Origin of the sequence: Streptomyces sp. V2I9, from assembly GCF_030817475.1 — a bacterium.
Lineage (GTDB): Bacteria > Actinomycetota > Actinomycetes > Streptomycetales > Streptomycetaceae > Streptomyces.
In genome coordinates, this window is sequence record NZ_JAUSZJ010000002.1 from 2,277,568 (window position 1) to 2,302,748 (window position 25,181).

The 25,181-nt window shown below is 71.5% G+C and carries 24 protein-coding genes, 1 tRNA gene and 1 riboswitch; of the genes, 9 read left to right on the forward strand and 16 right to left on the reverse strand.

Features of this window, described 5'->3' with window-relative positions:
- Positions 1 to 113: 113 nt before the first annotated feature.
- Positions 114 to 977 carry an excalibur calcium-binding domain-containing protein gene (locus tag QFZ71_RS09970; protein ID WP_307667903.1) on the forward strand — a complete coding sequence of 288 codons (864 nt, stop codon included), beginning with the start codon at positions 114 to 116 and terminating at the stop codon, positions 975 to 977.
- Positions 978 to 1,086: 109 nt separating this feature from the next.
- On the opposite strand, the gene QFZ71_RS09975 is transcribed toward QFZ71_RS09970, so the two are convergent.
- The 5 genes from QFZ71_RS09975 to QFZ71_RS09995 form a co-directional block, all read right to left on the reverse strand.
- Positions 1,087 to 2,466, reverse strand: a complete 1,380-nt coding sequence (locus QFZ71_RS09975; RefSeq protein WP_307667904.1) for a benzoate/H(+) symporter BenE family transporter — start codon at positions 2,464 to 2,466, stop codon at positions 1,087 to 1,089.
- 67 nt (positions 2,467 to 2,533) lie between these two features.
- Positions 2,534 to 3,676, reverse strand: a complete 1,143-nt coding sequence (locus QFZ71_RS09980) for a PLP-dependent aminotransferase family protein (protein WP_307667905.1) — start codon at positions 3,674 to 3,676, stop codon at positions 2,534 to 2,536.
- Between the two features lie 174 nt (positions 3,677 to 3,850).
- A complete protein-coding gene (locus tag QFZ71_RS09985; protein ID WP_307667906.1) occupies positions 3,851 to 4,996 on the reverse strand; it encodes an alpha-hydroxy acid oxidase in 1,146 nt (381 codons plus the stop codon).
- Positions 4,997 to 5,043: 47 nt separating this feature from the next.
- The gene (locus QFZ71_RS09990; RefSeq protein ID WP_307667907.1) at positions 5,044 to 5,811 is read right to left on the reverse strand and encodes a TSUP family transporter; all 768 of its coding nucleotides are present in this window, start codon (positions 5,809 to 5,811) and stop codon (positions 5,044 to 5,046) included.
- Positions 5,812 to 5,871: 60 nt separating this feature from the next.
- Positions 5,872 to 6,855 (reverse strand): TauD/TfdA family dioxygenase, encoded by a 984-nt coding sequence (locus QFZ71_RS09995; RefSeq protein ID WP_307667908.1) that lies wholly within the window; start codon positions 6,853 to 6,855, stop codon positions 5,872 to 5,874.
- A 752-nt stretch (positions 6,856 to 7,607) separates the two neighbouring features.
- Between QFZ71_RS09995 and QFZ71_RS10000 the strand changes: the two genes are divergently transcribed.
- Positions 7,608 to 7,910 (forward strand): hypothetical protein, encoded by a 303-nt coding sequence (locus QFZ71_RS10000; RefSeq protein ID WP_307667909.1) that lies wholly within the window; start codon positions 7,608 to 7,610, stop codon positions 7,908 to 7,910.
- Between the two features lie 424 nt (positions 7,911 to 8,334).
- Here the strand turns inward: QFZ71_RS10000 and QFZ71_RS10005 are convergent, their stop codons facing one another.
- Positions 8,335 to 9,957, reverse strand: coding sequence for a DUF445 domain-containing protein (locus QFZ71_RS10005; RefSeq protein WP_307667910.1), 1,623 nt, complete (start codon positions 9,955 to 9,957; stop codon positions 8,335 to 8,337).
- Positions 9,958 to 10,054: 97 nt separating this feature from the next.
- On the opposite strand from QFZ71_RS10005, the gene QFZ71_RS10010 reads away from it, so the two are divergent.
- Positions 10,055 to 11,302 (forward strand): SGNH/GDSL hydrolase family protein, encoded by a 1,248-nt coding sequence (locus QFZ71_RS10010; protein WP_307667911.1) that lies wholly within the window; start codon positions 10,055 to 10,057, stop codon positions 11,300 to 11,302.
- 134 nt (positions 11,303 to 11,436) lie between these two features.
- Here QFZ71_RS10010 and QFZ71_RS10015 read toward each other — a convergent pair whose 3' ends face one another.
- The 4 genes from QFZ71_RS10015 to QFZ71_RS10030 all read right to left on the reverse strand — a co-directional run bounded on the left by QFZ71_RS10015 (position 11,437) and on the right by QFZ71_RS10030 (position 15,105).
- On the reverse strand, positions 11,437 to 12,138 hold the full coding sequence (locus QFZ71_RS10015) for a DUF1707 domain-containing protein (protein ID WP_307671396.1): 702 nt from the start codon (positions 12,136 to 12,138) through the stop codon (positions 11,437 to 11,439).
- A gap of 220 nt (positions 12,139 to 12,358) precedes the next feature.
- Positions 12,359 to 13,411, reverse strand: a complete 1,053-nt coding sequence (locus QFZ71_RS10020) for an ATP-binding cassette domain-containing protein (protein WP_307667912.1) — start codon at positions 13,409 to 13,411, stop codon at positions 12,359 to 12,361.
- 31 nt (positions 13,412 to 13,442) lie between these two features.
- Positions 13,443 to 14,312 carry an ABC transporter permease gene (locus QFZ71_RS10025; RefSeq protein ID WP_307667913.1) on the reverse strand — a complete coding sequence of 290 codons (870 nt, stop codon included), beginning with the start codon at positions 14,310 to 14,312 and terminating at the stop codon, positions 13,443 to 13,445.
- Positions 14,305 to 15,105, reverse strand: coding sequence for an ABC-2 family transporter protein (locus QFZ71_RS10030; protein ID WP_307667914.1), 801 nt, complete (start codon positions 15,103 to 15,105; stop codon positions 14,305 to 14,307). Before QFZ71_RS10030 ends, QFZ71_RS10025 begins: the two co-directional genes overlap by 8 nt.
- 203 nt (positions 15,106 to 15,308) lie before the next feature.
- Here QFZ71_RS10030 and QFZ71_RS10035 point away from each other — a divergent pair, with 203 nt between their 5' ends.
- Positions 15,309 to 17,648: a transglycosylase domain-containing protein gene (locus tag QFZ71_RS10035; RefSeq protein ID WP_307667915.1), complete on the forward strand. Its 2,340-nt coding sequence runs from the start codon at positions 15,309 to 15,311 to the stop codon at positions 17,646 to 17,648.
- A 55-nt stretch (positions 17,649 to 17,703) separates the two neighbouring features.
- Here QFZ71_RS10035 and QFZ71_RS10040 read toward each other — a convergent pair whose 3' ends face one another.
- The 3 genes from QFZ71_RS10040 to QFZ71_RS10050 form a co-directional block, all read right to left on the reverse strand.
- The gene (locus QFZ71_RS10040) at positions 17,704 to 18,024 is read right to left on the reverse strand and encodes a multidrug efflux SMR transporter (protein WP_018512395.1); all 321 of its coding nucleotides are present in this window, start codon (positions 18,022 to 18,024) and stop codon (positions 17,704 to 17,706) included.
- A 37-nt stretch (positions 18,025 to 18,061) separates the two neighbouring features.
- Positions 18,062 to 18,124: riboswitch (guanidine-III (ykkC-III) riboswitch) on the reverse strand.
- Between the two features lie 167 nt (positions 18,125 to 18,291).
- Positions 18,292 to 18,594, reverse strand: coding sequence for a co-chaperone GroES (locus QFZ71_RS10045; RefSeq protein ID WP_043974418.1), 303 nt, complete (start codon positions 18,592 to 18,594; stop codon positions 18,292 to 18,294).
- 170 nt (positions 18,595 to 18,764) lie between these two features.
- Entirely contained in the window at positions 18,765 to 19,082 is a 318-nt protein-coding gene (locus tag QFZ71_RS10050) for a DUF3618 domain-containing protein (RefSeq protein ID WP_307667916.1), read from the reverse strand.
- Between the two features lie 143 nt (positions 19,083 to 19,225).
- Here QFZ71_RS10050 and bcp point away from each other — a divergent pair, with 143 nt between their 5' ends.
- The 5 genes from bcp to QFZ71_RS10075 all read left to right on the forward strand — a co-directional run bounded on the left by bcp (position 19,226) and on the right by QFZ71_RS10075 (position 23,071).
- Positions 19,226 to 19,693 (forward strand): thioredoxin-dependent thiol peroxidase, encoded by a 468-nt coding sequence (gene bcp / locus QFZ71_RS10055; RefSeq protein WP_307667917.1) that lies wholly within the window; start codon positions 19,226 to 19,228, stop codon positions 19,691 to 19,693.
- A 169-nt stretch (positions 19,694 to 19,862) separates the two neighbouring features.
- Positions 19,863 to 21,359, forward strand: coding sequence for a glycine betaine/L-proline transporter ProP (gene proP, locus QFZ71_RS10060; RefSeq protein ID WP_307667918.1), 1,497 nt, complete (start codon positions 19,863 to 19,865; stop codon positions 21,357 to 21,359).
- 155 nt (positions 21,360 to 21,514) lie between these two features.
- Positions 21,515 to 22,150 (forward strand): HNH endonuclease, encoded by a 636-nt coding sequence (locus QFZ71_RS10065; RefSeq protein WP_307667919.1) that lies wholly within the window; start codon positions 21,515 to 21,517, stop codon positions 22,148 to 22,150.
- Entirely contained in the window at positions 22,147 to 22,983 is an 837-nt protein-coding gene (locus tag QFZ71_RS10070) for an HNH endonuclease signature motif containing protein (protein ID WP_307667920.1), read from the forward strand. The genes QFZ71_RS10065 and QFZ71_RS10070 overlap by 4 nt, the downstream gene beginning before the upstream one ends.
- A gap of 12 nt (positions 22,984 to 22,995) precedes the next feature.
- Positions 22,996 to 23,071, forward strand: a tRNA-Leu gene (locus QFZ71_RS10075).
- A gap of 57 nt (positions 23,072 to 23,128) precedes the next feature.
- Here the strand turns inward: QFZ71_RS10075 and rdgB are convergent.
- The 3 genes from rdgB to rph all read right to left on the reverse strand — a co-directional run bounded on the left by rdgB (position 23,129) and on the right by rph (position 25,039).
- Entirely contained in the window at positions 23,129 to 23,731 is a 603-nt protein-coding gene (gene rdgB / locus QFZ71_RS10080) for an RdgB/HAM1 family non-canonical purine NTP pyrophosphatase (RefSeq protein ID WP_307667921.1), read from the reverse strand.
- A gap of 57 nt (positions 23,732 to 23,788) precedes the next feature.
- A complete protein-coding gene (locus QFZ71_RS10085; protein WP_307667922.1) occupies positions 23,789 to 24,178 on the reverse strand; it encodes a hypothetical protein in 390 nt (129 codons plus the stop codon).
- A gap of 123 nt (positions 24,179 to 24,301) precedes the next feature.
- Positions 24,302 to 25,039, reverse strand: coding sequence for a ribonuclease PH (rph, locus tag QFZ71_RS10090; protein ID WP_307667923.1), 738 nt, complete (start codon positions 25,037 to 25,039; stop codon positions 24,302 to 24,304).
- Positions 25,040 to 25,181 lie beyond the last annotated feature (142 nt).

Here is a 25,181-nt window from a genome sequence, read left to right on the forward strand (position 1 = left end):
GCACACGCTCTCATCACAATTCCGCTTCGCTTCCCCCATGCTCCTGATGTCCGTCCCGACCCGCTGCGAGCATCGGCTGCTCCACGCACAGCGTTCGGCCTTGGGGGCGACACATGCAGACGAGGAAGCAGACACGGCGGCCGAGGCGCAAGGTCCTGCGGATACCGATACGGATGGCGGCGGGCGCGGGGGCGCTCGCACTGGTTCTGGCGGGGTGCGGGGGCGACGGCGGTACGGACGGGAAGGGCGCGGTCGCCGCGACCGCCGGTCCTACGCCCTCCGTGAAGCGGACCCTGGCGCTCGTGGACGACACCCAGAGCATGGACGCGGCGGGCAGTGTGGGCGTGGACGTCCTCGACAACGACTCCGTCACCCTGGAGAGCGGGGCCGGGGCAGCGCTGCTCGACGCCTACGACCCGGCCGAGCTGGCCCTGACCATCGACCGCCAGCCCGAACACGGTTCCGCTTCGGTGTCCGGGGCCACGGTCACGTACACCGCGCGGGACGGGTACGACGGCGAGGACGCACTGACGTACCGGGTCGAGGTGGAGGGTGCCGAGGTCCCCGCCGCCTCCGCCGTCCTCCGTATCACCGTCGGCGCGCCCGCCCCCGAGCGGAGTCCTGACGCGCCCCCCGCTTCGAAGCCCGCGCCGAAGGCGACCGTCCCGGCCGCGGTGCACTACGAGAACTGCGACGCCGCCCGCACCGCGGGTGCCGCTCCGGTCGAGGAGGGCGACCCCGGCTACGCGCCCCACCTGGACCGCGACGGCGACGGCGTGGGGTGCGAACCGTGGGGTGAGGCCTCCTCACCCACCGGCGGAAACAGCGACGGCGGAGGCGGTACGGGCGGGGGTGGCAGCGTCTCCTACGCGAACTGCGCCGCCGTACGCGACGCGGGTGCCGCGCCCATCCGGGCCGGGGACCCCGGATACGGTCGGCACCTGGACCGTGACGGGGACGGCATCGCCTGCGAGTGAGGCCAGGCCGGTGACGCGGGCTTCGGAGGGGGCGGCCTCCCCCGGAGCCGCGCGGCCAACCGCGAAGGAACGTGACGGGGCTGTGAATCCCCGTGTGCTGTACGGGCGTTCAGGCTCCCTTGCGCTGACGGCCGCGGTCCCGGCCCGCGTTCAGCGCCAGGTGCGTCACCAGGCCCAGGACCAGGCCCCAACACGCGGAACCGATGCCGCCGAGGGTGACTCCGGAGGCCGTGGTGAGGAAGGTGACCACCGCCGCGTCCCGGCCCCGCTCGTCCGCCACCGCCTGTGCGAGGCTGCCGGAGAACGTGGCGAGCAGGGCCGTCCCGGCGATGACGGCGATGAGCTGAGGCGGCAGGACCGCGAACAGCCCGACGAGGGCCGCTCCGCCGGCACCGGCCAGCAGATAGAAGACGCCGCACGCCAGGCCGGCGACATAACGGCGGGCCGGCTCGCGGTGGGACTCCTCGCCCGTGCTGATCGCGGCCGTGATCGCCGCCAGGTTCACCGCGTGGCCTCCCAGCGGGGCCAGCGCCGTCGAGGCGAGGCCGGTGGCGGTGATCAGCAGCCGGTCGTTCGGGCGGTAGCCACAGGCCGCCAGGACTCCGAGGCCGGGCGCGTTCTGCGAGGCCATCGTCACCACCGCCAGCGGGACGGCCAGGCCCACCACCGCCGCCCCTGTGAACTCCGGTGCCGTGAAGACGGGGAGGGTCAGCCCGAGGGCGACGGACGGGGCGTGGAGCCCCGGTGCGATGGCGGTGGCGGCCACGGCCGCGACCAGCGCCCAGGCCACCGCGTAGCGCGGCGAACGCTGCTTGACCGCCAGGTAGGTGGCGAGGGAGGCCAGGACCGGGAGGGGCGCGCCGTCCAGCGACGCGAACAGATCGACGCCGAAGGAGAACAGCACGCCCGCCAGCATGGCCGCCACGACTCCGGGCGGTACGCGGCGCATGATCTGCCCGAAGACTCCGGTCAGACCGGTCAGCGCCATCAGGAGCCCGCTGACCAGGAAGGCGCCGACGGCCTCGGGGTACGTGTAGTCCCCGAGGCTGCCGACCAGGACGGCCGCGCCCGGCGTCGAGAACGCCGTGATCACCGGCATCCTGGTCCACCAGCTGAGCGCGGCGCAGGTCACGCCGCTGCCCACACAGGCCGCCCATACCCACGACGCGGTCTGCGCGTCGGTCAGACGGCCGGCCGCCGCGGCCGCCAGGACCACGAGGAGGGGGCCGGAGCACGAGACCACGACGGTGATCAGGCCCGCGAGGACGGCGGAGAGCGAGGCGTCCGCCAGGAGCCCGCGCCGGGGTTCCGGCGCGCCCCCGCCCTCCCCGCCCCCCTCGCGCGGGCCCGCGCCGGGCGGATGCCCGCCCGCAGCCTCCTCGGTCGAGGGCGGACGCCCGCCCTCGGCCGTCCCGGCCGAGCGGTCCGCGGCCGGGACGGCCGCCTCGTCCACCGTGTCGCTCCCGGTGCCCTGTTCGGCCGTGGCCATCCGTGCCGCCCCTCTCCCCGCCCCGTAACTCCCGTGCCCGGTCCCGTCGTTCGCCGGGCCGCCGCTCCTACTCTGCCCGCTGCGCGACCTCCGCGAGCCGCGTCACGCCCTCGGTGAACTCCTCGGCGCTCAGGGCCTGGAAGGGCAGCCGCAGGAACACCGTGCCGTGCGGCGGGGCCGCGTCGGCCGGGTAGAACGCCGAACCGCGGGTGAGCGCGATGTTCGCCGCGCCCGCCGCCGCGAGGAACTTCTCCTCCGTGGTCCGTACCGGCAGATGCACACTGATGTAGTAGCCGCCCTCGGGCACGCACAGCGCGGCGTCGCCGAGCGACTTCCGTACCGCCTCGACCGCGGTGTCGTGGCGCGGCCGCAGCAGCTCGCGGACCTGGTCGATGTTCCGCCGGACCAGGCCGCTCGCGAAGGCCCGCGCGGCGACGGCCTGGAGCAGCGGGGCCGGCGAGAGGTACGTGCTCTCCGCGAGCGCCGCCAGGTCCTTCGGCGTACCGAGCGGGGCGATGACGTAGCCGACGCGCAGCCCCGGACTGACGACCTTGCTCAGCGAGCCGATGGTCAGCACCCGCGCGCCGTCCACCGCGTCCGCGAGTTCCCCGATGAGCGTCGGGGCCGTACCGGCGAAGCGCAGTTCCCGGTACGGGATGTCCTCCAGGATCGTGAAGCCGAACTCGGCGGACAGGGCGACGAGTTCGCGCCGCTTCTCCTCGCTGGTGGTGACCCCGGCCGGGTTCTGGAAGTCCGGGATCACGTAGACGAAGGCGGGCACCTCGGTCCGCAGCCGCTCCCGCAGGACGTCCAGGTCGAGCCCGTCGTGGCGCAGCGGTATACCGGACACCTGCCCCCCGTGCCGCTCGAAGATCTGGACGGCGCGGTCGTACGTCGGCGCCTCCGCGAGGACCTTCTTGCGGGGCGCGTCCTTGAGGAGGTGGCCGGCGAGCAGGTCGAGGGCCTGGAGCGAGCCGTTGGTGACGAAGATCCGCTCGGGGTCCACGGCGTGGAACGCACCGAGCTGCTCCCGGAGTTCGCGGTCCCCGGCGTGGAGGCCGATCGGCGCGTACTGGAAGAGGCGATCCGCTTCGGCGGAGAGGAGCGAGCCGGTCAGCTCGGCGATCTCGGCGGACGGGATCGCTTCGAGCGGCGGGATGCCGCGCGAGAAGTGGACTTTGGCAGACGTCACATCGGACACAGCAGTCACAGAGGCTCCTTGCTCAGGACGGAGGACTGAGGGTGGGGGCGCGCTCAGGGCGGCTTGCTCAGGGCAGCGCCCCTCAGGGCGGGGGCTTGCTCAGGGCAGCGGGTTTTTCAGAGAGGGGAGAGGCCGCGCGAGGGCAGGAGGGGCAGGAGGAGAGGAGGTGGGGCGCGTGTGCGGTCAGCGGGCGCCGGGGCTCGTACTCCTGGGCGCGTCGGGGCGCGTGGGCCGGTGGGCGGCCGGGCTCGTGGGCCGGTGGGCGTCGAGGGCGAAGTCGGGGCCGATGTCGGCGACGGAGTCCGCGCCGAGCTGGAGCAGCGTGTCCTCGATCTCACCCCGGAGGAGGTCGATCACCGACTCCACGCCCTGCTGCCCGGCCAGGCCGAGGCCCCAGAGGTACGGGCGGCCGATGCACACCGCGTCCGCGCCGTACGCGAGGGCCTTGACGACGTGGACGCCGCTGCGGATGCCGCCGTCCATGAGGACCAGTCCGCGGCCGGCGACGGCGGCCGCCACCTGCTCCAGGGCGACCAGGCTGGGAACCGCGCCGTCGAGTTGGCGACCCCCGTGGTTGGAGACGATCACGCCGTCCGCGCCGAGGGCGATGCAGCGTTCGGCGTCCTCGGCCCGCAGGATGCCCTTGACCACGATCGGCAGGTGCGTCAGGGACCGGATCCAGACCAGATCGTCCCAGGTCAGCGGCAGGCGTTCGATGCGCGCGCCGTCCGGGATCGCGCCGGTGAGCACGCCCAGGGCGCGGAGGTTGCCGAAGTCGACGTGCGCCGGGGTGCGGAAGCCGGCCCGCCGGGTGCTGATACGGCGGGCCGCGTAGCTGGCGTCGACCGTGACCACGAGCGCGGTCGCGCCGGCGTCCTCCGCGAGGGCGACCGTGGCGGCGACGTCCTCGCGGGACCGGTAGGCGTAGAGCTGGAACCAGCTGTCGCTGCCCACCGCTCCGGTCACGTCGGAGAGCGCGTAGTGGCTGTCGGTGCTGACGATCGACACGGTGCCCGTCGCCTCGGCCGCGCGGGCGGTCGCGATCTCGGCGTCCTCGTGGAGGAGGCGCTGCGGGCTGGTCGGGGCGAGCAGGACGGGGAGGGCGAGCCGCTGTCCCAGGACGGTCACCGAGGTGTCGGGCTTGACGCCCGTGCCGCCGAGTGCGCGGGGGCGCAGCCAGACCTGGTCGAAGGCTTCCGTGTTGGCGCGGACGGTGAGCTGGGTGTCGGCGCCGCCCGCCACGTACGCCCACGTGGCGGCGTCGAGAACGGACGCGGCGGCCTGCTCGTAGTCGGTCAGCGTCAACAGCCCGGATAATTCCCTTGCCATGGATCCTCTTCCGTCGTCGGATGAATTTCCGTAGGCCCGTGGGCCCGTCAGGCAAACTGGTCGAACGCCATCTTGGCCACCATTCCGGTGACCACGAGGACCAGGACGATCCGAACGAATCCGGATCCCCTTTTCATTGCGGTACGCGACCCGATCATGGCACCGGTGATGTTTCCCACGGCCATGCCCAGGCCGAGGGCCCACAGGACGTTGCCCTGCCAGGCGAATACGGCCAGAGCCCCCAGGTTGGAGGAGGCGTTGATGACCTTCGCCATGGCCGCGCTCTCCAGGAACTGGGTCGCAAGGAGCGTGGTGAAGGAAATGATGAGGAAGGTTCCTACGCCTGGCCCGAACACCCCGTCGTAGAAACCGATGCCGACCCCCGCGATAAGGATCGCGGCAGTACGGCGGCGCGGGGTGACGACGATGTTCCGCTGCTGGACACCGAAACTGGGCTTGAAGGCCACGAAGAGCGCCACGGAGATGAGCAGGCCCATGATGACGGGCCGGAAATAGCTCGTGGGGACGCTCGACGCGGACAGCGCGCCGAGCGCGCCGAAGGGAACCGCGAGGCCGGCGGCCGGCAGCAGGACCGAGCGGTCCAGCTTGGTGCGCCGCTGGTACATGTACGCGGCGGTCGCGGTGCCCATGACCGCCGCGATCTTGTTCGTGCCCAGGGCCACCGCGGGCGAATACTGGGGGAAGGACAACAGGAGTACCGGGATGAGCAGTACCCCGCCACCGCCGACTACAGCATCCACCCAGCCCGCCGCCGTCGCGGCGACGAGCAGGCCGAGCACCTCGTACAGTTCCACTCTTCCTCATTCACATGACGTGGCCCCGGCTCCCGGGGCCGGGTTCTCGCCGCCGCCGGGTCAGACGACCCCGCGGATCTCCGTCATCGCGGGCAGCACACGCGGGTGCGCCATCATGCGCTGCGCCCACAGAGGAGCGCTGCGCAGCGAGTAGAAACGGCGCAGCCAGCGGTCCTGGCCGTCGTATCGGGGGGTGAAGGCCGTGCGGCCGTGCACCACGACGTGGTTGTCGAGGACGACGAGGTCGCCCGGCGCGAGCACCAGGTCGCGGCAGACCCGTTCCAGGGCCGAGGACAGGGCGCGCAGCGCGGCCTGCGCCCGCGGGTCGTCGGCCTGCGTGTTGTGCGAGTTGAAGCGCATGAACGGGCGTTCCGCCGGGCCGAAGATCACCGGGTGGGGGCCGGCCGAGGGGCGGGGGCCCGGAATGTTCCGGGCGAAGGAGGTCGGGTACAGGCTGTGGAACTGCGGCTTCCGCAGCTCCGCCACCTCGCCCTCGGTCAGCAGGGGCAGCGCGTCGCGTACGGAGGAGACGCGGGTCGCGGCGATCTGCTCGTGGTCCTGGCGCAGGCAGAGCAGGCCGAGATAGTCGGGTCGGAGCGGGTGATGCACGTTCTCCGTGTGGAAGTCGAACGCGACCGACCCGCTGTTCTCGATGCGGGTCTCCTCGCCGTGCACGGGATGCACGTCGTGGAAGAGGGCGCCCGCTTTCTCGTCCTGGTATCCGGTGAGCGAGCCGAGGAGGTCTGCGACCAGCATCAGGGTGCCGTTGGTCGGGTGGCCGTCGAGAATATGGGCTTCGTGCGCCTGCGGAGTCTTGGGCAATTCACCGATCGGAACTCCGCGCAGCAGGCAGAATCCCTGGGATTCCACGTCCGCACCGAAGTCGAGGATGGTCTTGCGCATTCCTTCGGGGAGGTCCAGGAGGAGCCCCGAAAGAACGATGGGTATCGAGTCGGATAAATGCGCGGCAAGCGAGGACAACTCGCCCAGCTTTTCCGCCTCCGGCTCGCTCAATCGGTATGCGTTCAGAGCCTGGGTGGCCATTCTCATGATTCTCACCGATTTCCGCGTGCAGGATTGGCCATTACGCCGGGAAACGTATCCTGGGCGGATTCTTTCCGTCAACAATCGCTTTCGGACAGTGACCTCCCGCGTTAACGGGTCGGGCATAAACGGCACAGCCGGCCTGTCAGACATGTCACCGCACATACCTCATATCAGCCCACCCGGTAAGGGGTGCAGACCCTGTCGACCCTTCCCGTTCACCGGCGTGAGCTGCCCCTATGTCCCCAGATGGCGGGCAGATGAACAGCATGAACAGCCGTTTCTAGCCCTGTCGGGACGGATATCCGGGCTTCCGAGGGGGCCTCACGGTGCCGGTTTCCCGCCATCCGGGCCGGGAGAAGCGGCTCTGGTGAAACGTGTGAAGGCGGTCACACGGCGCGCGGGACGAGCGGCGGACCGTACACAACGAGCCGCGGAAGCCGGGGCGTCGGCGGTAGGCGGACAAGCTGCCGACATCGGCGGTAGGCGTCAGCGGTGGAGGCCGGGGCGGGCGCTCTCCTCGACCGTCACCGTGGTCGCCGTCGCCCCTGTCCCCACCCGAGCCCTCGCTTGCGCCGTGGTGCGTACCGCCCGCCGGTCGCGTCGCCCCGAACGCTAGCCTCGGGAGGAGGAGCGGACCACGGGTGTCTCTGCGGTTCTGCGATGCCGGGCACCTTCGGCCCTACAGTCCCCCGGCTCCACGGGCGTACAAGCCCGGTCTGCTCGGTCTACGGAAAGCGATGGTGGCGGCGATGGCGAAGGTTCCGGCAGCGGTGGTGGCGGCGAGCGGGCTCATCGGGGGGTACGGGGTCGCCCGGTGGACCGGGAAGCGACCGCTCGGCGGCGTGGCCCTCGCGGCAGCCGGTTCCCTCGCCGCGTACGCGTGGAACCGCCAGGCCGGGCCCCGCGCCGCCGCCGGGCTGACCGCCACGTACATCGCGGCCTTCGCCGGATCGCACCCGCTCGCGAAGAGGACCGGCCCGTGGCCCGCCGTGTTCGCCGTGGCGAGCGGCATGGCCGCCGCTTCATGGGCCGTCACCCGCCGGACCGCCTGAGGTAGTTCGGGAGGCGCCGACCCCTGGTACGCCGGGGAGGGCCGGTACGCCCAGCGGGCCCCGTAGCCCAGCGGGCCCCGTAGCCCAGCGGGCCCCGTAGCCCAGCGGGCCCCGTAGCCCAGCGGGCCCCGTAGCCCAGCGGGCCCCGTAGCCCAGCGGGCCCCGTAGGCCAGCGGGCCCCGTAGCCCGGCGGGTCCCGGAGACCAGCGGGTCCCGGAGACCAGCGGGCCCGGAGACCAGCCGGTCCCGGAGGTTCGGGGCCGCAGGGCGGGGCCCGCAAGCCCACAGCCCGGGGCCCGGAGGTCAAGGACCCGCGAGCCGGGTCCTCAGGTCAGGGACCCGCGAGCCGGGGTCCCCGGGTCGGAGGCCCCGGCCATCCCACCACCTCCACCCCCACCCCCGGCCCCGGCCCCGGCCCCGGCCCTCAGCCGCCCAGCGCGTGCGACACCGTGTAGATCGCCAGGCCTGCCAGCGCGCCGACCACCGTGCCGTTGATCCGGATGAACTGGAGGTCGCGGCCGATGTGCGCCTCGATCTTCTTCGAGGTCTGGTCCGCGTCCCAGCTCGCGACCGTGTCGCTGATCAGCGAGGTGATCTCCGCGCGGTACGTCGTCACCACGTACACCGCCGCGTCCTCCAGCCAGCCGTCCAGCTTGCCCTGGAGCCGTTCGTCGTCCGCCAGCCGCGCGCCCAGCGACATCAGGGACGCGCGCGCCCGCAGCCGCAGCTCGCTGCGCTCGTCCTCCGCCGCCGACAGGATCATCGTGCGGACCGAGGACCAGACCGAGGCGATGACGTCCTGGACCTCCCGGCGGCCCAGGATCTCCGACTTCAGCCGCTCCACCCGCTCCCGCGTGTCGGCGTCGTCCTGGAGGTCCGCCGCGAAGTCGGTCAGGAACGTGTCGATGGAGCCGCGCGCCGGGTGCTCCGGCATGTCCCGCATCTCCGTGACGAACCGGAGCAGTTCCTTGTAGACCCGCTCCCCCACCCGCTTGTCCACGAACCTCGGGGTCCAGCCGGGGGCCCCGCCCTGCACCGCGTTCATCACGGAGTCGCCGTGCTCCACCAGCCAGTCGTGCGCCCGTACACAGACGAGGTCGACGACCTTGCGGTGGCCGCCGTCCGCGACCACCTTCTCCAGCGTCTTCCCGAGCCCCGGCCCGACCTCGACCGCGTTCGCGCGCCGGGTGATGGCCTCGCCGACCACCGCCTGCACATCGGAGTCCCGAAGGACCGTCAGCGCGCCGCGCAGGGCCGTCGCCAGCTCGGCGGTGACCCGGTCGGCGTGCGCCGGCTCCGCGAGCCACACTCCGAGCCTCCGACCGGCCCCCAACGCGTGAATTCGGTCACGAATGACGTCTCCGGAGAGAAAGTTCTCGCCAACGAAGGAACCGAGGGACTGTCCCAGCTGATCCTTCTTGGTGGGGATGATGGCCGTGTGCGGGATGGGCAGGCCGAGCGGACGCCGGAAGAGCGCCGTCACGGCGAACCAGTCCGCCAGCGCACCCACCATTCCCGCCTCGGCAGCCGCCGCGACGTAGCCCGGCCAGCCCCCCACACCTGAGTTCTTCGCCCAGGTGGCCAGGACGTAGACGATCGCGACGAACAGAAGGAGACCGGTGGCCGTGAGCTTCATGCGCCGCACGCCGCGCTGCTTCTCCTCGTCGGCGGAGGTGTACGCGAACGAGGCCAGCGGCCCCGCACCGCGCGGCGGCGACCCGGCTCCCTTCCGCTCGGGTCCGGAGTCCGTGGGCCCGCCCCCCGGACCCTCGGAGCCCCGCCCGTCGGAACCGGGTGCCGAACCGGGCGCCAACTCCGGCACGCGCGACGCCACCCGATCCGGTGAGCCCTCCGGAGACCGGCCCGGCGAACCCTCCGGCACATGCCCCGGCGCGCGCTCCGGCGGCTCCTGCGACTGCTCCGCGTTCCGCACCACGCCCTCGACCTCGCTCTCGGCCTCGTTGCCGTGCTCGCCCTGCCCGCCGGACCCGGTCCGTTCCATCCGCTCCACCCGTCCGCGTACGTCTCGCCCCCGTGCCGTACGCATTGTCCCTGCCTCCCCTACTCCCGAGCCGCGCGTCGAGTTCCCGACGGCCTGTCGCATCATGGGACCAGCACGTTCATCACAAGGAGAACCACCGCACATGCCCAGGCGCCAGGGGTATGCCCTGCTCATCGCCCTCGTGGCGGGCACCGCCGTGCTCGCCGCCGCCGTCGCCTTCGGTACGACGCTGCTCTCCGGCCCCCGTTCCACCCCGCTCACGCCGACGGAGACGCAGGCGGCGGCCCGTAACCCGGTCGCCCCCGCCACCTCCGGCGGTGCCTGGGTCGCCACCTGGACCTCCGCGCCCGTCCGCGCCGAACCGGGCACCGAGAACGGGTTCCCCGGACGCACCATCCGTAACGTCGTGCACACCAGCATCGGCGGGGACGTCGCCCGCATCACCCTGTCGAACCTCTTCGGCACGACTCCCCTGGTGGTGGATCAGGCCACGGTCAACACCCGGCCGGTGACCTTCAAGGGCACCGCCACCGTCACCATCGCCGCGGGCGGACGGGTCGTCAGCGACCCGGTCGTGGTTCCCGTCGCCCCCGACTCCGACCTCCAGGTCAGCTTCCGCACCCCGCAGGGGGGCGGGCCGGTCACCTACCACCCCAACACCCACCAGACCTCGTACCTGATCGACGAGCGCGGCACCTTCACCACCACCCACTGGCGCTATCTCACCGCCGTGGACGTCCGCAGCGAGCGGACGCACGGCGCGATCGTCGCCCTCGGGGACTCGCTGACCGCCGGCAGCGGTTCCACCACCGACGCCAACGCCCGCTGGACCGACGTCCTCGCCGACCGGCTGGGCGGCCGGTACGGGGTGGCCAACGCCGGCATCGCGGGGAACCGGATCGTGGGCATCGGCCGCGGCACCGGGGGCCAGTCGGCCACCGACCGGTTCGACCGCGACGCCCTGTCGGTCGCCGGGGCCCGTACAGTCGTCATCGCCCTCGGCATCAACGACGTACAGCAGTCCCCCCAGGAGACCGACCCGCAGCGCATCGTGGACAGCCTGCGCGCCCTCACCGACCGGGCGCACGCCCGCGGACTCTCGGTGATCGGCGCGACGCTGACCCCGTTCGAGGGCTTCGCCACCTGGACCCCCCAGCGCAACGCGGTCCGCCTGGCGGTCAACGAGCAGATCCGGTCGGGCACGGTGTTCGACGCGTACGTGGACTTCGACGCGGCTGTACGCGACCCCGCCGCGCCGAACCGCGTCCTCCCGGCCTACGACTCCGGCGACCACCTGCACTTCAACGACGACGGCTACCGCGCGCTGGGCGACCACGTGGACCTCAAGCTGCTGGACCGGGCCCGCACGCCCCGCACCGACGAGCTGTGAGCCGGTGACCGGGCCGGGGGCAGGCCGGTGAGCCGGTGACGGCGCGAAGACGTGACGGGAAGAGGGTCCGTACGGCCGGGGTCCGGTAGGCGGTCCGGCCCCGGCCCCACCGGCTCCGCGGGGCGCCCGCCTCCTCAGAGTTCTCCGCGCGGGCCTGCTTCCCGGCCGTCCGGCCCGTGCCGGCGGCGTGACTCCAGCTCGGCCTCCCGCGCCTCCTTCAGCCGGCGGCGCTCCGCCTTCGTCCGCTTGCGGTCCACGCCGACGCCACCCATCAGGGCGAGCCCGGTGATCCGCACGTGCGGGGAGTCGGGGGCGATCTCGCCGTCCTCGTGGGAGCCCTCGCCGAAGCCGCCCATGATGCCGATGCCCCGGACCTCGACGTTCAGCTCCGGCGGTGCGGTCACATGGATGCCACCCATGATCGTGAAGCAGCGGATCTCGATCTCGCGGCCCTCGAAGTGCGCCTCGCGCAGATCGATCTCGCCACCGCCCCACATGGCGAACGCGGTGAACAGGCGGCCCACCGTCCAGCGCCCCTTCCGGTTGAACCCGCCCCAGAGGGCGAACGCCCCCTTCGACGTGGCGCTCCCGCCGATCCGCGCGGGCCAGTTCGCGGCGGAGCCGCGCAGCGGGGCGGGGACGGACGAGCCCACCGGGGCGACGGCCGACCCCGGTGCCGGGAGGTCCCGCACCAGCGGCTCCAACTCACCATGCGTACGGGCCTTGTAGGCCGTTTCGAGGCGCTGGTCGAACTCGTCCATGTCCAGTCGGCCCTCGGCCACGGCCTCGCGCAGCAGTTCCGCGATCCGCTCGCGCTCGGCATCGGAGGCGCGCATGTCCGGGCGTTCACTTGTCATACCGGGCAGCCTAGGGAACGTACCCGTTCCCAGCACAGAGTTGCGGCCCCTCACCTGTCCGCGCCGCCTCCGGGACGGGCATCCGCTTCAGCAGGCCCCTCCCAGCAGGAGGCCACCACCGGAGGGTCCACCCCAGCACGGGACGCCCAGCACAGCCCGTCCGGCACGACCGGCCCGACCCGTTCCGGACGGCCGCCCGTCACGGCACCGACTCGTACATCCTCGCGATCACGGCCTCGATGTCCGGCTCCCGCACCGACAGGTCGACCAGCGGGTACGCCGCGGCGATCCGCGCCACCAGCGGGGCCGCCGACGCGGCGGCGGGGAACGCCAGCCACTGGCGCGGCCCCTCCACCTTGACCACGCGCAGGGCGGGTTGGTCCTCCCGGCCTTCCGATTCCAGTCGGATCGGGGGAAGTTCGCGTTCCAGGTCCACCACGAGCATGCGTTCGCTCTCCCCCACCTCGTGAAGGCCGGCGAGTGAACCGTCGTACATCAGGCGGCCGTGGTCGATCACCATCACCCGGCCGCACACCTGCTCGATGTCGGTGAGGTCATGGGTCGTCAACAGGACCGTCGTCCCGCGCTCGGCGTTCAGATCCTTGAGGAACTGCCGCACTCCGGCCTTGGAGATCACGTCCAGGCCGATCGTCGGCTCGTCCAGGTACAGCACCTCCGGGTCGTGCAGCAGCGCCGCCGCGATGTCACCGCGCATCCGCTGCCCCAGCGAGAGCTGCCGCACCGGCACGTCCAACAGCGCGCCCAGGTCCAGAAGTTCGACACAGCGGTCCAGGTTCTCCCGGTAACGCCGGTCGGGGATGCGGTACATGCGGTGCGCCAGCCGGTACGAGTCCCGCAGCGGCAGGTCCCACCAGAGCGTCGTCCGCTGGCCGAACACCACGCCGATACGGTGCGCCAGCCGGGTGCGCTCTCGCGAGGGGTCGATGCCCGCGACGCGCAACCGGCCGCCGCTCGGGGTGAGGATGCCCGTCAGCATCTTGATCGTGGTCGACTTCCCGGCCCCGTTCGGGCCGATGTAGCCGACCATCTCGCCGCGCGCGACCCGGAAGCTGATCCCGTCCACGGCCCGCACCTCGCGACGCTCGGCGCGCAGCAGTCCGGTACGGCGGCGGACCTGGAAGACCTTCTCGACGCCGTCGAGGGTGATGAAGCCGTCACCACCGCCCGCGCCCCTCCGCCCTCCCCCTTCCTGCGGCCTCGGCCCACTCGACGCACCCGATAGATCCGACATGTACGATCCCCTCTCGCTCACGCCCGCCCTCTCAACTGCCCGTACTCCGGTAGGCCCGCAGCCCCGCCCGCCACGCGAGAGACGCCGGCACCCAGCAGCCCACCGCCACCAGCGGAGGCAGGAACGCCGCCCACTGCGGCACATCGACCGGGTACTCCCGGTCGAGCACGTACAGCGCGGGCAGCCAGCTGACGAAGGCCAGCGGCACCACGAACGTCACCCCGCGCACCAGGTCCTTCGCGAAGATCGTGGGCGGGTACTGGAGCAGCGTCGTCCCGCCGTACGTGAAGGAGTTCTGCACCTCCGAGGCGTCCTGCGCGACGAATTGGAACGCCGCCCCCGCGACGAAGACCGCCCCGAAGATCGCCGCCCCGCTCACCAGCGTCATCGGCAGCATCAGCACCTTCAGCGGCGTCCACGCGATGTCCAGGGTGACGAGTGCGTAGCCGAGCACCAGCAGCCCCTGTGTGATCCGCCCGAGCCGGCGGAGCGCGAACCGGTCCGCCGCGACCTGCGCCAGCACCGGCACGGGCCGCACCAGCAGGGTGTCCAGCGTCCCGTCGCGCACCCGGCGGCCCACCCGGTCCATCGATCCCAGCAACAGGTCGCAGAGCCCGAACGCGGTGGCCGACAGGCCGTACAGCAGGGCGATCTCCGGCAGGCTGTACCCGCCCAGCGCGTCGACGTGCGAGAACATCAGCAGGATCGTCGCGAAGTCGAAGGCCGTCACCGCAAAGTCCCCGAACACCGTCATGGCGAACGAGGCCCGGTACGCCATCGTCGAGCGCACCCACATGGCCATGATCAGCCCGTATGCCCGCACGCCCTCCAGCAGCCGGGACCGCTCCGGGAACGGAAACGCCTCCGCCGTCCCGTCGGCCCGTGCCACGTCCTCAGCCACCCTGCACCACCACCCTCCTGGTCGCCGCGGCCTGGACCATCCGGCCCGCCAGCAGCAGCACCACCGCCCAGCCGCCCTGGAACGCGTACGCCTTCACCAGCCCCCACCCCGTGTGCTTGCCGAGGAACACGTCGGCCGGGACCTGGAGCAGCGAGGACCACGGCAGGGCGCGCGCCACCTCGCCCAGCAGTCCGGGGAACAGGTTCAGCGGCAGCAGCATCCCGGAGAAGAACAGCCCGGCCAGCGACACGATCCGCATCGCCCCCGCCCCGTCCATCAGCCAGAACGCCGACAGCGCGACCAGATAGCGCACCGCGAAGCCGACCACCACCCCCAGGAACACCGAGACGAGGAACGCCGACCAGGTCCACGGCGAACCGGGAAGCGCCAGATCGAAGGCGAGCGCCCCCAGGACCATGGGCACGACCCCCCGGCCCAGCAGATGGAACGCCGCCCGCCCCAGGTCGCCGGCCAGCCACCACAGCTGGAGGTCGACGGGGCGGTACAGATCGACGGCGATGTCCCCCGTACGGATCCGCTCCACCAGCTCGTCCTCGAAGCCGCCGCCCATCATGGCGCAGGCCATCAGGAGGGCCTGCCCGAGCCACACATAGGTCAGGGCCTGGGACGTGTCGTACCCACCGAGCTGCGGGCGCTCGTCCCACAGGGCGGTGTAGGTGTACGCCACGATGAAGCCGAAGACCGTGTTGGTGAACACCCCCGCGGCCGTGGCTGTCCGGTAGGTGGCGTAGCGCCGGAATCCGCCCGCCGCGACCACCGCGTAGAGCCGCACACCGTCCCCTCTCCCCCGCGGCCGCCGGCTCCCGGCGCCAAAGCGCCCGATCCTAGTGCGGGCGCGCCGACCACCGCGACCGAGTATCGGGGCACCCGTCCGGAGGGAACGAAGCGTCACTAACCGCAGATTTCCTGACGAAAAGGGCAGTATGGGAGCACTGACCACGCCCGAGGAGCCCCACCCCGAGGAGCCCCACCGACATGAGCGACGAGTCACAGCACTGGGCCCCCCGCGACCCCTCGGGCGCGGCGGCGGCACCGGGGGACGAGACCGGAAGGCCCCCCGGCGGGAAGGGCGGGGGCGGGAAGAAGGCGCGCCCCCGCCGGACCGGCTGGCGGCGCGCCGTGCCGACCTGGCGGATGTCCCTCGGCGCCCTTCTGGGGCTGGCGCTGCTCCTGGGCGCCGGGATCTTCGCCGCCTACCAGCTCGTCGACATCCCGGCCGCCAACGCCGCCGCCACCGCCCAGTCCAACGTCTACCTCTACAACGACGGCAGCGTCATCGCCCGCGACGGCGACGTGAACCGGGAGAAGGTCAAGCTCTCCCAGATCCCCGCGACCGTCCAGCACGCCGTGCTCGCCGCCGAGGACCGCGACTTCTACTCCGAGCGCGCCGTGGACGTGAAGGCGATGGCGCGCGCCGGCTGGAACACGGCTACCGGCAAGGGCAAGCAGGGCGGCTCCACCATCACCCAGCAGTACGTGAAGAACTACTACCTCGGCCAGGAACGCACGCTCCTGCGCAAGGCCAAGGAGTTCGTCATCGCGGTCAAGCTCAACCGCGAGAAGACCAAGGACCAGATCTTCGAGGGCTACCTCAACACCAGCTACTTCGGGCGCAACGCGTACGGAATCCAGGCCGCCGCCCAGGCGTACTACGGCAAGAACGTCGAGGACCTCGCCACCGCCGAAGGCGCGTACCTCGCCTCCCTGCTCAACGCCCCCAGCGCCTACGACGTCGTCGCCCACCCGGACAACGAACCCGCCGCCCGGCACCGCTGGAACTACGTCCTGGACGGCATGGTCAAGGAAGGCTGGCTCACCTCCGCCGAACGGGCGAACACCCGCTTCCCCACCCCCGGCAAGGCCAAGCCCTCGACCGGGCTCTCCGGCCAGCGCGGCTACATCGTCCAGGCCGTCGAGGAGTACCTGGACCAGCGCGGCATCCTCGACGGGAAGACCCTCGCCACCGGCGGCTACCGCATCACCACCACCCTCGACAAGGCCAAGCAGGACGCCTTCGTCGAGGCCGTCGACGCCAACGTGACGTCGAAGACCAGCACCGACCGCACGGCCGACCGCAACGTCCGCGTCGGCGGGGCCTCGATCGTGCCGGACACCGGCGAGGTCGTCGCCCTGTACGGCGGTATCGACTACACCAAGCAGTACGTCAGCAACGCCACCCGCCGCGATTACCAGGTCGGCTCCATCTTCAAGCCGTTCGTCCTCACCTCCGCCGTCGTCAACGACTCCACCACCCGGGACGGCCGGCGCATCACCCCGAACACCGTCTACGACGGCACCAACAAACGCACGGTCGTCGGCCCCCAGGGCCCCACCGACTACGCCCCGGCCAACGAGGACGACGTCGACCACGGCGACATCACCGTGCGCACCGCCACCGACAAGTCCGTCAACGCCGTCTACGCGCAGATGGCCCAGGACGTCGGCCCCGCGAAGGTCCGCGCCACCGCCGTCGCCCTCGGCATCCCCGCCGACACCCCCGACCTCACCGCCTCCCCCTCCATCGCCCTCGGCACCGCCAACGCCAGCGTCCTCGACATGACCGAGGCGTACGCCACCCTCGCCGACCACGGACGGCACGGCCGGTACGTCCTCGTCGACAAGATCACCAAGGACGGCGCGGAGATCCGCCTGCCCGCACGCACGACCACCCGGGCCGTCACCCGCGAGGCCGCCGACACCACCACCGCCGTCCTGCGCAGCGTCATCGAGGGCGGCACCGGCAGGGCGGCAGGGGCGGTGGGCCGCCCCGCCGCCGGCAAGACCGGCACCGCGGAGGAGGACCGGGCCGCGTGGTTCGCCGGATACACCCCCGATCTCGCAACCGTCGTCGCCGTGATGGGCCAGAACCCCGACACCGGCGCCCAGACCCCGCTGTACGGGGCCCTCGGCCAGTCCCGCGTCAACGGCGGCGGAGCCCCGGCCGAGACCTGGGCCGCCTATACGGAAGCGGCGCTCCGCTCTTCCCCGCCCCAGGAGTTCGACCTGCGGCCGGCCCCTGGTTCCGACGAGGACGAGGCCCCGCTCGACGAGGACTCCGACGGCACCACGGACCCGTCCGCCACCTCGGACCCCGACTCCGACCCCTCCGGCGACACCACGGACGACCCGTCCGGCGACACCCCGGCCACGCCCGGCACGGAGACCGGCGGAAACACCTCCGGCGACAGGGACGGGGGCCGCGACACGGGCGGAAACGACGGCGGCACGGACGGAGGCGGCACGGAGGAGGACGGCGGCGGTACGGACGGCGGCACGGCGGGCGAAGGCGCGAACGGCACCCGCGCGACCCGCTGACGACCCCCGGGCCGGCGGACCGCCCCCGGCAGGTGGACCTGCCGGGGGCGGTCCGTCAGTGCCCGGACGTCGCCTTCAGGCCGACCACGGCCACCAGCAGCAGACAGACGAAGAAGATCCGGGCGGCGGTCACCGGCTCGTTCAGCACGACCATGCCCAGGATCGCGGCCCCGGCCGCGCCGATACCGACCCACACGCCGTACGCCGTACCGATCGGCAGCGTCTTCGCGGCGTGCGACAGCAGCACCATGCTCGCCACGATCCCGAGACCGGTGAACACGCTCGGCCACAGCCGGGTGAACCCCTCGGTGTACTTCATCCCGATCGACCAGCCCACTTCGAGCAGACCGGCGACGATCAACAGAACCCAGGCCATGACAGGCACCTCCGACGAGAACCACGCGAACAGAACGGGTGCGTCGTCTTTTCCCACCCGGTACGGCGCGTCTCGTCGGGTGCCACCACCGTAGCAAAGAACAGGAAAAGGGCCTGGTGACAACGGTCACCAGACCCTCCGGCCGCACCGCACCGCAGTCCGACCGCCGACGCGAACGCCGCCCCTGGCACCGACCGATGCGAACACCAACACCGGCACCGACACCGACCGGCGCGCACGCCGACTACGGATGCCGCCTACGGATGCCTACAGATACAGCCCCGTCGAGTCCACCGAACCCTCGAACCGGTCGGCGGCCACGGCATGCAGATCGCGCTCCCGCATCAGCACGTACGCCACGCCCCGCACCTCGACCTCCGCACGGTCCTCGGGGTCGTACAGCACCCGGTCGCCGGGCTCCACCGTCCGCACGTTCTGCCCGACCGCGACCACGACCGCCCAGGCGAGCCGCCGGCCCACCGCCGCCGTCGCCGGGATCAGGATGCCGCCGCCGGAGCGCCGCTCGCCCTCGGCCGTGTCGTTCCGCACCAGTACCCGGTCGTGCAGCATCCGGATGGGCAGCTTGTCGTCGTGCAGGGTGCCGTCGGTGTTCTCGCTCACGCCCGCAACCTACCTGCCGCACCCCGGACCGTATGCCTCCGGGGGCACCCGGAGGCATACGGACAGCGGGAGCCGGACCGGTCCGGCTCCCGCCCGGTGCGGCCCCGTCCGGGGAACGCTCACTTCCCGCGGCGCTTCGACACGGTGATCAGCCCCACCACGCCGACCACCAGCAGCGCCGCGGGAATCACGCGCTCCAGCCGCGGCGAGCCGTCCTCCGCGACGAACTGCGCCTTCACCTCCGACACCGAACGGTTCACCGCGACGAAGGCGCGGCCGGCCGTCCGGTCCACGGTCTGGGCCGCCTTCGCCTTGGCGTCGGTGATGATCGTCTTCGGGTGTACGCGCACCCCGATCTCGTCGAGCACCACAGCGAGCTGCTTACGCCTGCTGATGATGTCCGCCTCGATCTGCGCAGGGGTCCTGGCATCCGACACTGCGCCGCCTCCGTGGTCGTCGTCCGGTAAACCTTCGTCTGGATCCTTCGTCGACAGTCTGTCAGCTCGAACGCCCGCACACCCGGCGGCACCCCTATTACCCTCGGTCCCGTCCGACCCGTGCACCACCCGAGGAGAACCAGATGAGCGAGCGACTGAAGCCCGGCGACACCGCTCCCGCCTTCACCCTTCCCGACGCCGACGGCAACGAGGTGTCGCTCGCGGACCACAAGGGCCGCAAGGTCATCGTGTACTTCTACCCGGCGGCCCTCACCCCCGGATGCACCAAGCAGGCCTGCGACTTCACCGACAATCTCGACGTCCTGGCCGCCGCCGGGTACGACGTCATCGGCATCTCCCCCGACAAGCCGGAGAAGCTCGCGAAGTTCCGCGACACGGAGAACCTCAAGGTCACCCTGGTGGGCGACCCGGCCAAGGAAACTTTGGAGGCGTACGGCGCCTTCGGCGAGAAGAAGCTCTACGGCAAAGTGGTGACGGGCGTGATCCGCTCCACCGTCGTCGTCGACGAGGACGGCAAGGTCGAGCACGCGTTCTACAACGTGAAGGCGACCGGCCACGTGGCCAAGATCATCAGGGACCTGGGCATCTGACCGCACCCCGAGCCCGCCCCTCCCCCACACGGTCCCGACACCTTCTCCGGACCGGAGAACCTGTCGAGATCGTGTGAGGGAGATCGCACAGCCCCACGAAGTCGGTTTGCGGCCGCCATCTCCGCGCAGAAGCCTTTCCTGGAACACCCTCCGAGGAAAGGACCCGGCCATGGCGGCCCCCGACCCCCACCAGGCGGCCGACCCCGAAGCGGTCAAACGCCACCCCACGCTCTTCCGGGCCATCCGGAAGCGGCGGAACCCGCCGCTGCGCCGGACGGACATCACGGTCACGGACGACGCCGCGGTCAAGCGGGCCGTGAAAGCCGCCTCGCTCGGCAACGCCATGGAGTGGTTCGACTTCGGCATCTACTCCTACCTCGCCGTCACGATCGGGCACGTCTTCTTCCCTTCCGGGAACGAGACCACCCAGCTGCTCTCCTCCTTCGCGACCTTCGCGGTGGCCTTCCTCGTACGCCCGCTGGGCGGCATGTTCTTCGGCCCCATGGGCGACAAGCTCGGCCGCAAGAAGGTCCTCGCGCTGACGATGATCCTGATGGCGATCGGCACGTTCGCCATCGGTCTGATCCCCTCGCACGCCACGATCGGCGTCTGGGCCGCGGTGCTGCTGATCTTCTTCCGCATGCTCCAGGGCTTCTCGACGGGCGGTGAGTACGGCGGCGCCTCGACGTTCATCGCCGAGTACGCCCCCGACAAGCGGCGCGGTTTCTACGGCAGCTTCCTGGAGTTCGGCACCCTGGCCGGCTACGTCGGCGCGGCGGGCCTCGTCACCGCCCTGTACGCCTTGCTGACCGACGCCCAGATGGAAGCCTGGGGGTGGAGGATCCCGTTCCTCGTCGCGGGCCCGCTGGGCCTGGTCGGTCTCTACCTGCGACTGAAGCTGGACGAGACCCCGGCCTTCCAGAAGCTGGAGGGCGGGACCGCGCACGCGTCGGAGGCGGCGGACGGCGTCGAGGCCACGGCCAAGGGCGACCTCGCGAAGATCTTCCGGCAGTACTGGCCGACGCTGATCCTCTGCATCTGCCTGGTCGGCGCGTACAACATCACCGACTACATGCTGCTGTCGTACATGCCGACGTACCTCTCCGACGAGCTGGGCTACAGCGAGACGCACGGGCTGCTGATCCTGCTGGCCGTGATGGTGTTCCTGATGCTGATCATCAGCCAGGTCGGCAAGCTCTCCGACCGCTTCGGCCGCAAGCCGCTGCTGATGACCGGCATGCTGGGCTTCCTCTTCCTCTCGCTCCCCGCGTTCCTTCTCATCCGGGTCGACGGCATCCTCCCGATCACGATCGGCATGCTGATGCTGGGCCTCTCCCTGGTCTGCATGCTCGGCACCATGTCCGCGGCGCTCCCGGCCCTCTTCCCGACCCACGTGCGCTACGGGTCCCTGTCGGTCGGCTACAACCTCTCCGCCTCGATCTTCGGCGGCACGACCCCGCTGGTGATCACGGCCCTGATCAGCTGGACCGGCTCCAACCTGATGCCGGCGTACTACGCGATGGCCGCGGCCCTGGTCGGTGTGATCGCGGTCGCCTGCATGAAGGAGACCGCCCAGCAACCGCTGATCGGCTCCCCGCCGTCGGTGGAGACGGACGAGGAGGCCGCGGAACTCATCCAGGCCCAGGCGCCGGAGCCGAAGTTCTGACCCCTCCCGCCTCCCCTCCCCCGGATTCCCCGACGGACTCGACGGAACGGCCCGCCATGGAACGCGCTGCTCCGTTTTTCGGGCGTGACTGTCCGATAACCGGTTCGTTACTCCGTACGAGGCCGCGAACGCATGCGCGGCGGGGATCGGAGGGGATGGGGATGGTTCGCTACACGCGCGAGCTGCTGGAGGAAGCGGCGCGCATGACGACGAACGCCACCGATGCGGTGCTGTGGTGCGGCGGGAAACCGACACCTGGAAGCCGGAGCTATCTGCGCAAGAAGATGGCGGAGGCGGGTGTGGACATCACGCACTTCACCAGCACACGAGTGCGCCACACGGAAGAGAGGCTGCGCGCGTTGGTCGCGCGCTCCACCAGCGTCGCCGACGTCGTACGGGGGTTGGGCATCAGCCCGGTAGGCGGTAACCACGCCCACATCAGCAGCCGCATCAGCGCTCTGCGCATCGACACGTCCCACTTCACCGCGGTGTCGTCCGGCGGGCGACGGTCCACACGCTCGACCGGAGACCGTCTGACTCTCCGTACGCCCGCGGACGGCAGAGTCTCCGGCGTCCGGCTCCGCAGAGAGCTCGTCCGGCGAGGAGTCGAGGACACATGCGCCGAATGCGGCAACACCGGTGAATGGCTGGGGCAACCGCTCCGGCTCGAAGTGGACCACGTCAACGGTGACTGGTGGGACAACCGTCCGGAGAATCTGCGCCTCCTCTGTCCCAACTGCCACGCGGCGACCGACACCTATCGGGGCCGCAAGCGCAGGAGCGCGCCGTGAGCGCCGCCTACCCCCCGGAACTGCTGGCGCGGGCAGCCTCGGAATCGACCAGCCTCGTCGATCTCCTGCGCCGGCTCGGCGCCCCTTTGGGCAGCCGGACACTGCGATACGTACGACAGCGGCTCGCGCACTACGGAGTCGACACATCCCACTTCGTGGAGGAAGACCTCCCGCCGCGAGAGCGTTGCGCCTATCCGTGTGAACTCCTTGCCGAAGCCGCTTCGCGCTCACGGAGCATCCGGGAGATGTTCACGTACATGGGCCTTCCACCGGCCGACAGTCCCTACGGCTACCTGCGCGCGAGAATGGACCGGCTCGGCATCGACACGTCCCACTTCACCAGTGGCCGCCGGTACGGAACGGCCCGGACTCCGCGCGCCGACCTGTCACGAGCGGTCGCCGCGTCCCACAGCCTGGCCGGAGTCCTGAGAGCCCTGGGCCTGAACGACAAGAGCAACGCCGCCCGCGCGCGGGTGAAGCGGGACATCGAAGCGTACGGCTTGTCAGTGGAGCACTTCACCGGACAAGGGCACAGCCGCGGAACGCGCTCACCGAACCGCATGTCCGCGGCGGAGATACTCCGCCGTCCGGACGCCGGAGCCTCTCGGACGAAGACGGCTCGATTACGACGGGCCCTGGACGAGGTCGGGGTTCCTCGGGCCTGCGTGAAGTGCGGCACCGGAGATACCTGGCGAGGTAGACGACTCGTCCTGGAGATCGACCACATCAACGGCGACCGGCTCGACAACCGCCGGGAGAACCTCCGTTACCTGTGTCCCTCATGCCACAGCCAGACACCAACCTTCTCGAATCGCCGCGGCCTCGCACAGTAGAGTGGTGCGCGCGGGTCCGTACCCCAGCTGGCCTAGAGGGCGCCGGTTTAGGTCCGGTGTGTCGTGGGTTCGAGTCCCACCGGGCCCACAGGTACAGGGCGGCTGTGACCTTCATTTCGAAGGGAGCAGCCGCCCTGTCTCCCTGTCACCCCACCAGTTCCCGCACCACCGGCACCAGCGCCCGGAACGCCTTGCCGCGGTGGCTGATCGCGTTCTTCTCGGCCGGGGTCAGTTCCGCGCAGGTACGGGTCTCGCCCTCGGGCTGGAGGATCGGGTCGTAGCCGAAGCCGTTCCCGCCGGACGGGGCGGTGCGGAGGATGCCGTTCAGGCGGCCCTCGACCACGCGTTCCGTGCCGTCCGGGAGGGCCAGGGCGGCGGCGCAGGCGAAGTACGCGCCCCGGTGGGGGGTGTCGATGTCGCCGAGCTGGGCCAGGAGCAGGTTCAGGTTGGCCTCGTCGTCGCCGTGGGTGCCGGACCAGCGGGCCGAGAAGATGCCGGGGGCGCCGCCGAGGACGTCCACGCAGAGGCCGGAGTCGTCGGCGACGGCGGGGTGGCCGGTGGCGCGGGCCAGGGCGTGGGCCTTGAGGAGCGCGTTCTCGGCGAAGGTGACGCCGGTCTCCTTGACGTCGGGGATGTCGGGGTACGCGTCCGCGCCGACGAGGTCGAGGTCGAGTCCCGCGTCGGCGAGGATGGCGTGCAGTTCGGTGATTTTCCCGGCGTTGCGGGTGGCGAGGATCAGGCGCTTCATGGGGCGATTATCGCCGGGCCGCCGCTCGGGCCGGCCCGGCCCCTCGCCCCGCCGTCCCTACGGGCTGCAGACCTTGCCGATCTCCGTGGCCGCGTCCGTCACCGGGGTGATGTCGGGGGTGGCGTCGCCGGCCTCGAGGGACGTGCGGACCTCCTTGACGCCCGTCTGGAGGTCGTCGACGGCCTTGGAGAGGTCGGCGTTGTCCGTGGTGTCGCCGAGCTTCTTCAGCTCGCGGTCGATCTCGTCCAGGGACTCGGACGCCCGGGTGATGTCCTCGGAGGCGTTGGAGACGGCCTGCTGGAGGTTGCCCACGCTGGTGGCGATGGCGTCGGCGGTGCGGACGCAGTCGAGCGCCTTGTCGAGGCCGGCGCAGCCCACGGCGGTGGTGAGCGTCAGCAGGGTGGCGGCGGTGGCGAGTGCGATGCGTTGGTGGCGGCGCGAGGCCATGATGCGGTCCCTCCCCGGGGGTCGGTACGTGGACGGACGCACGGTTCGACCCGTGCGCCCGTGCTCGTAACGACGCTCTGTGGTGCGTGTTCGGTTGCTTCTTCACCCGAGAGGGGTGGGTCGCTACGCGTCGCGCGTGGTCGAGAGCGCTTCGCGCTGGAGCGCGGCGAGGTCCACGCAGCCCGCGGTGGCGAGGTCGAGGAGCGCGCCGAGTTCCTTGCGGTCGAAGGGTGCGCCCTCGGCGGTGCCCTGGACCTCGACGAAGCGGCCGTCGCCGGTGCAGACGACGTTCATGTCGGTCTCGGCGCGGACGTCCTCCTCGTAGCAGAGGTCGAGGAGCGGGGTGCCGTCGACGATGCCGACGCTGATGGCGGCGACGGTGTCGGTGAGGGGCTTCCGGCCGGCCTTGACGATCTTCTTGCCCTGGGCCCAGGCGATGGCGTCGGCGAGGGCGACGTAGGCGCCGGTGATGGCGGCCGTGCGGGTGCCTCCGTCGGCCTGGAGGACGTCGCAGTCCAGGACGACGGTGTTCTCGCCGAGGGCCTTGTAGTCGATGACGGCGCGCAGGGAGCGGCCGATCAGGCGGCTGATCTCGTGGGTGCGGCCGCCGATCTTGCCGCGTACGGCTTCGCGGTCGCCGCGGGTGTTGGTGGAGCGGGGCAGCATGGCGTACTCGGCGGTGACCCAGCCCTCGCCGCTGCCCTTGCGCCAGCGCGGGACGCCTTCGGTGACGGAGGCGGTGCAGAGGACTCTGGTGTCGCCGAAGGAGATGAGGACGGAGCCTTCGGCGTGCTTGCTCCAGTTGCGTTCGATGGTGACGGGTCGGAGCTGGTCGGGGGTGCGGCCGTCGATGCGAGACATGGGGCCGACTTTATCCGTTGGCGGGGGTGGCTCCGTTCGGGTGCGCCGACCCGCTCCTCGGTGCCCCACCGCCGGAGTCCCCCGTGCCCCGCCGCCGGAGTCGTACGCGCAACGGGGCCGGACCCGTACGTGTTCCGGCGCC

Coding starts and splice junctions, on each gene's coding strand:
- QFZ71_RS09985 (WP_307667906.1), bottom strand. CDS start 4,996: ATGGCAAGGGAATTATCCGGGCTGTTGACGCTGACCGACTACGAGCAG.
- QFZ71_RS10045 (WP_043974418.1), bottom strand. CDS start 18,594: ATGCTGCACGACCGGGTACTGGTGCGGAACGACACGGCCGAGGGCGAG.
- QFZ71_RS10005 (WP_307667910.1), bottom strand. CDS start 9,957: ATGCGTACGGCACGGGGGCGAGACGTACGCGGACGGGTGGAGCGGATG.
- QFZ71_RS10040 (WP_018512395.1), bottom strand. CDS start 18,024: ATGGCCTGGGTTCTGTTGATCGTCGCCGGTCTGCTCGAAGTGGGCTGG.
- QFZ71_RS10035 (WP_307667915.1), top strand. CDS start 15,309: ATGAGCGACGAGTCACAGCACTGGGCCCCCCGCGACCCCTCGGGCGCG.
- proP (WP_307667918.1), top strand. CDS start 19,863: ATGGCGGCCCCCGACCCCCACCAGGCGGCCGACCCCGAAGCGGTCAAA.
- QFZ71_RS09970 (WP_307667903.1), top strand. CDS start 114: ATGCAGACGAGGAAGCAGACACGGCGGCCGAGGCGCAAGGTCCTGCGG.
- QFZ71_RS10010 (WP_307667911.1), top strand. CDS start 10,055: ATGCCCAGGCGCCAGGGGTATGCCCTGCTCATCGCCCTCGTGGCGGGC.
- rdgB (WP_307667921.1), bottom strand. CDS start 23,731: ATGAAGCGCCTGATCCTCGCCACCCGCAACGCCGGGAAAATCACCGAA.
- QFZ71_RS10065 (WP_307667919.1), top strand. CDS start 21,515: ATGGGGATGGTTCGCTACACGCGCGAGCTGCTGGAGGAAGCGGCGCGC.
- QFZ71_RS10015 (WP_307671396.1), bottom strand. CDS start 12,138: ATGCGCGCCTCCGATGCCGAGCGCGAGCGGATCGCGGAACTGCTGCGC.
- QFZ71_RS10085 (WP_307667922.1), bottom strand. CDS start 24,178: ATGGCCTCGCGCCGCCACCAACGCATCGCACTCGCCACCGCCGCCACC.
- QFZ71_RS09975 (WP_307667904.1), bottom strand. CDS start 2,466: ATGGCCACGGCCGAACAGGGCACCGGGAGCGACACGGTGGACGAGGCG.
- QFZ71_RS09995 (WP_307667908.1), bottom strand. CDS start 6,855: ATGGCCACCCAGGCTCTGAACGCATACCGATTGAGCGAGCCGGAGGCG.
- bcp (WP_307667917.1), top strand. CDS start 19,226: ATGAGCGAGCGACTGAAGCCCGGCGACACCGCTCCCGCCTTCACCCTT.
- rph (WP_307667923.1), bottom strand. CDS start 25,039: ATGTCTCGCATCGACGGCCGCACCCCCGACCAGCTCCGACCCGTCACC.
- QFZ71_RS10000 (WP_307667909.1), top strand. CDS start 7,608: ATGGCGAAGGTTCCGGCAGCGGTGGTGGCGGCGAGCGGGCTCATCGGG.
- QFZ71_RS10020 (WP_307667912.1), bottom strand. CDS start 13,411: ATGTCGGATCTATCGGGTGCGTCGAGTGGGCCGAGGCCGCAGGAAGGG.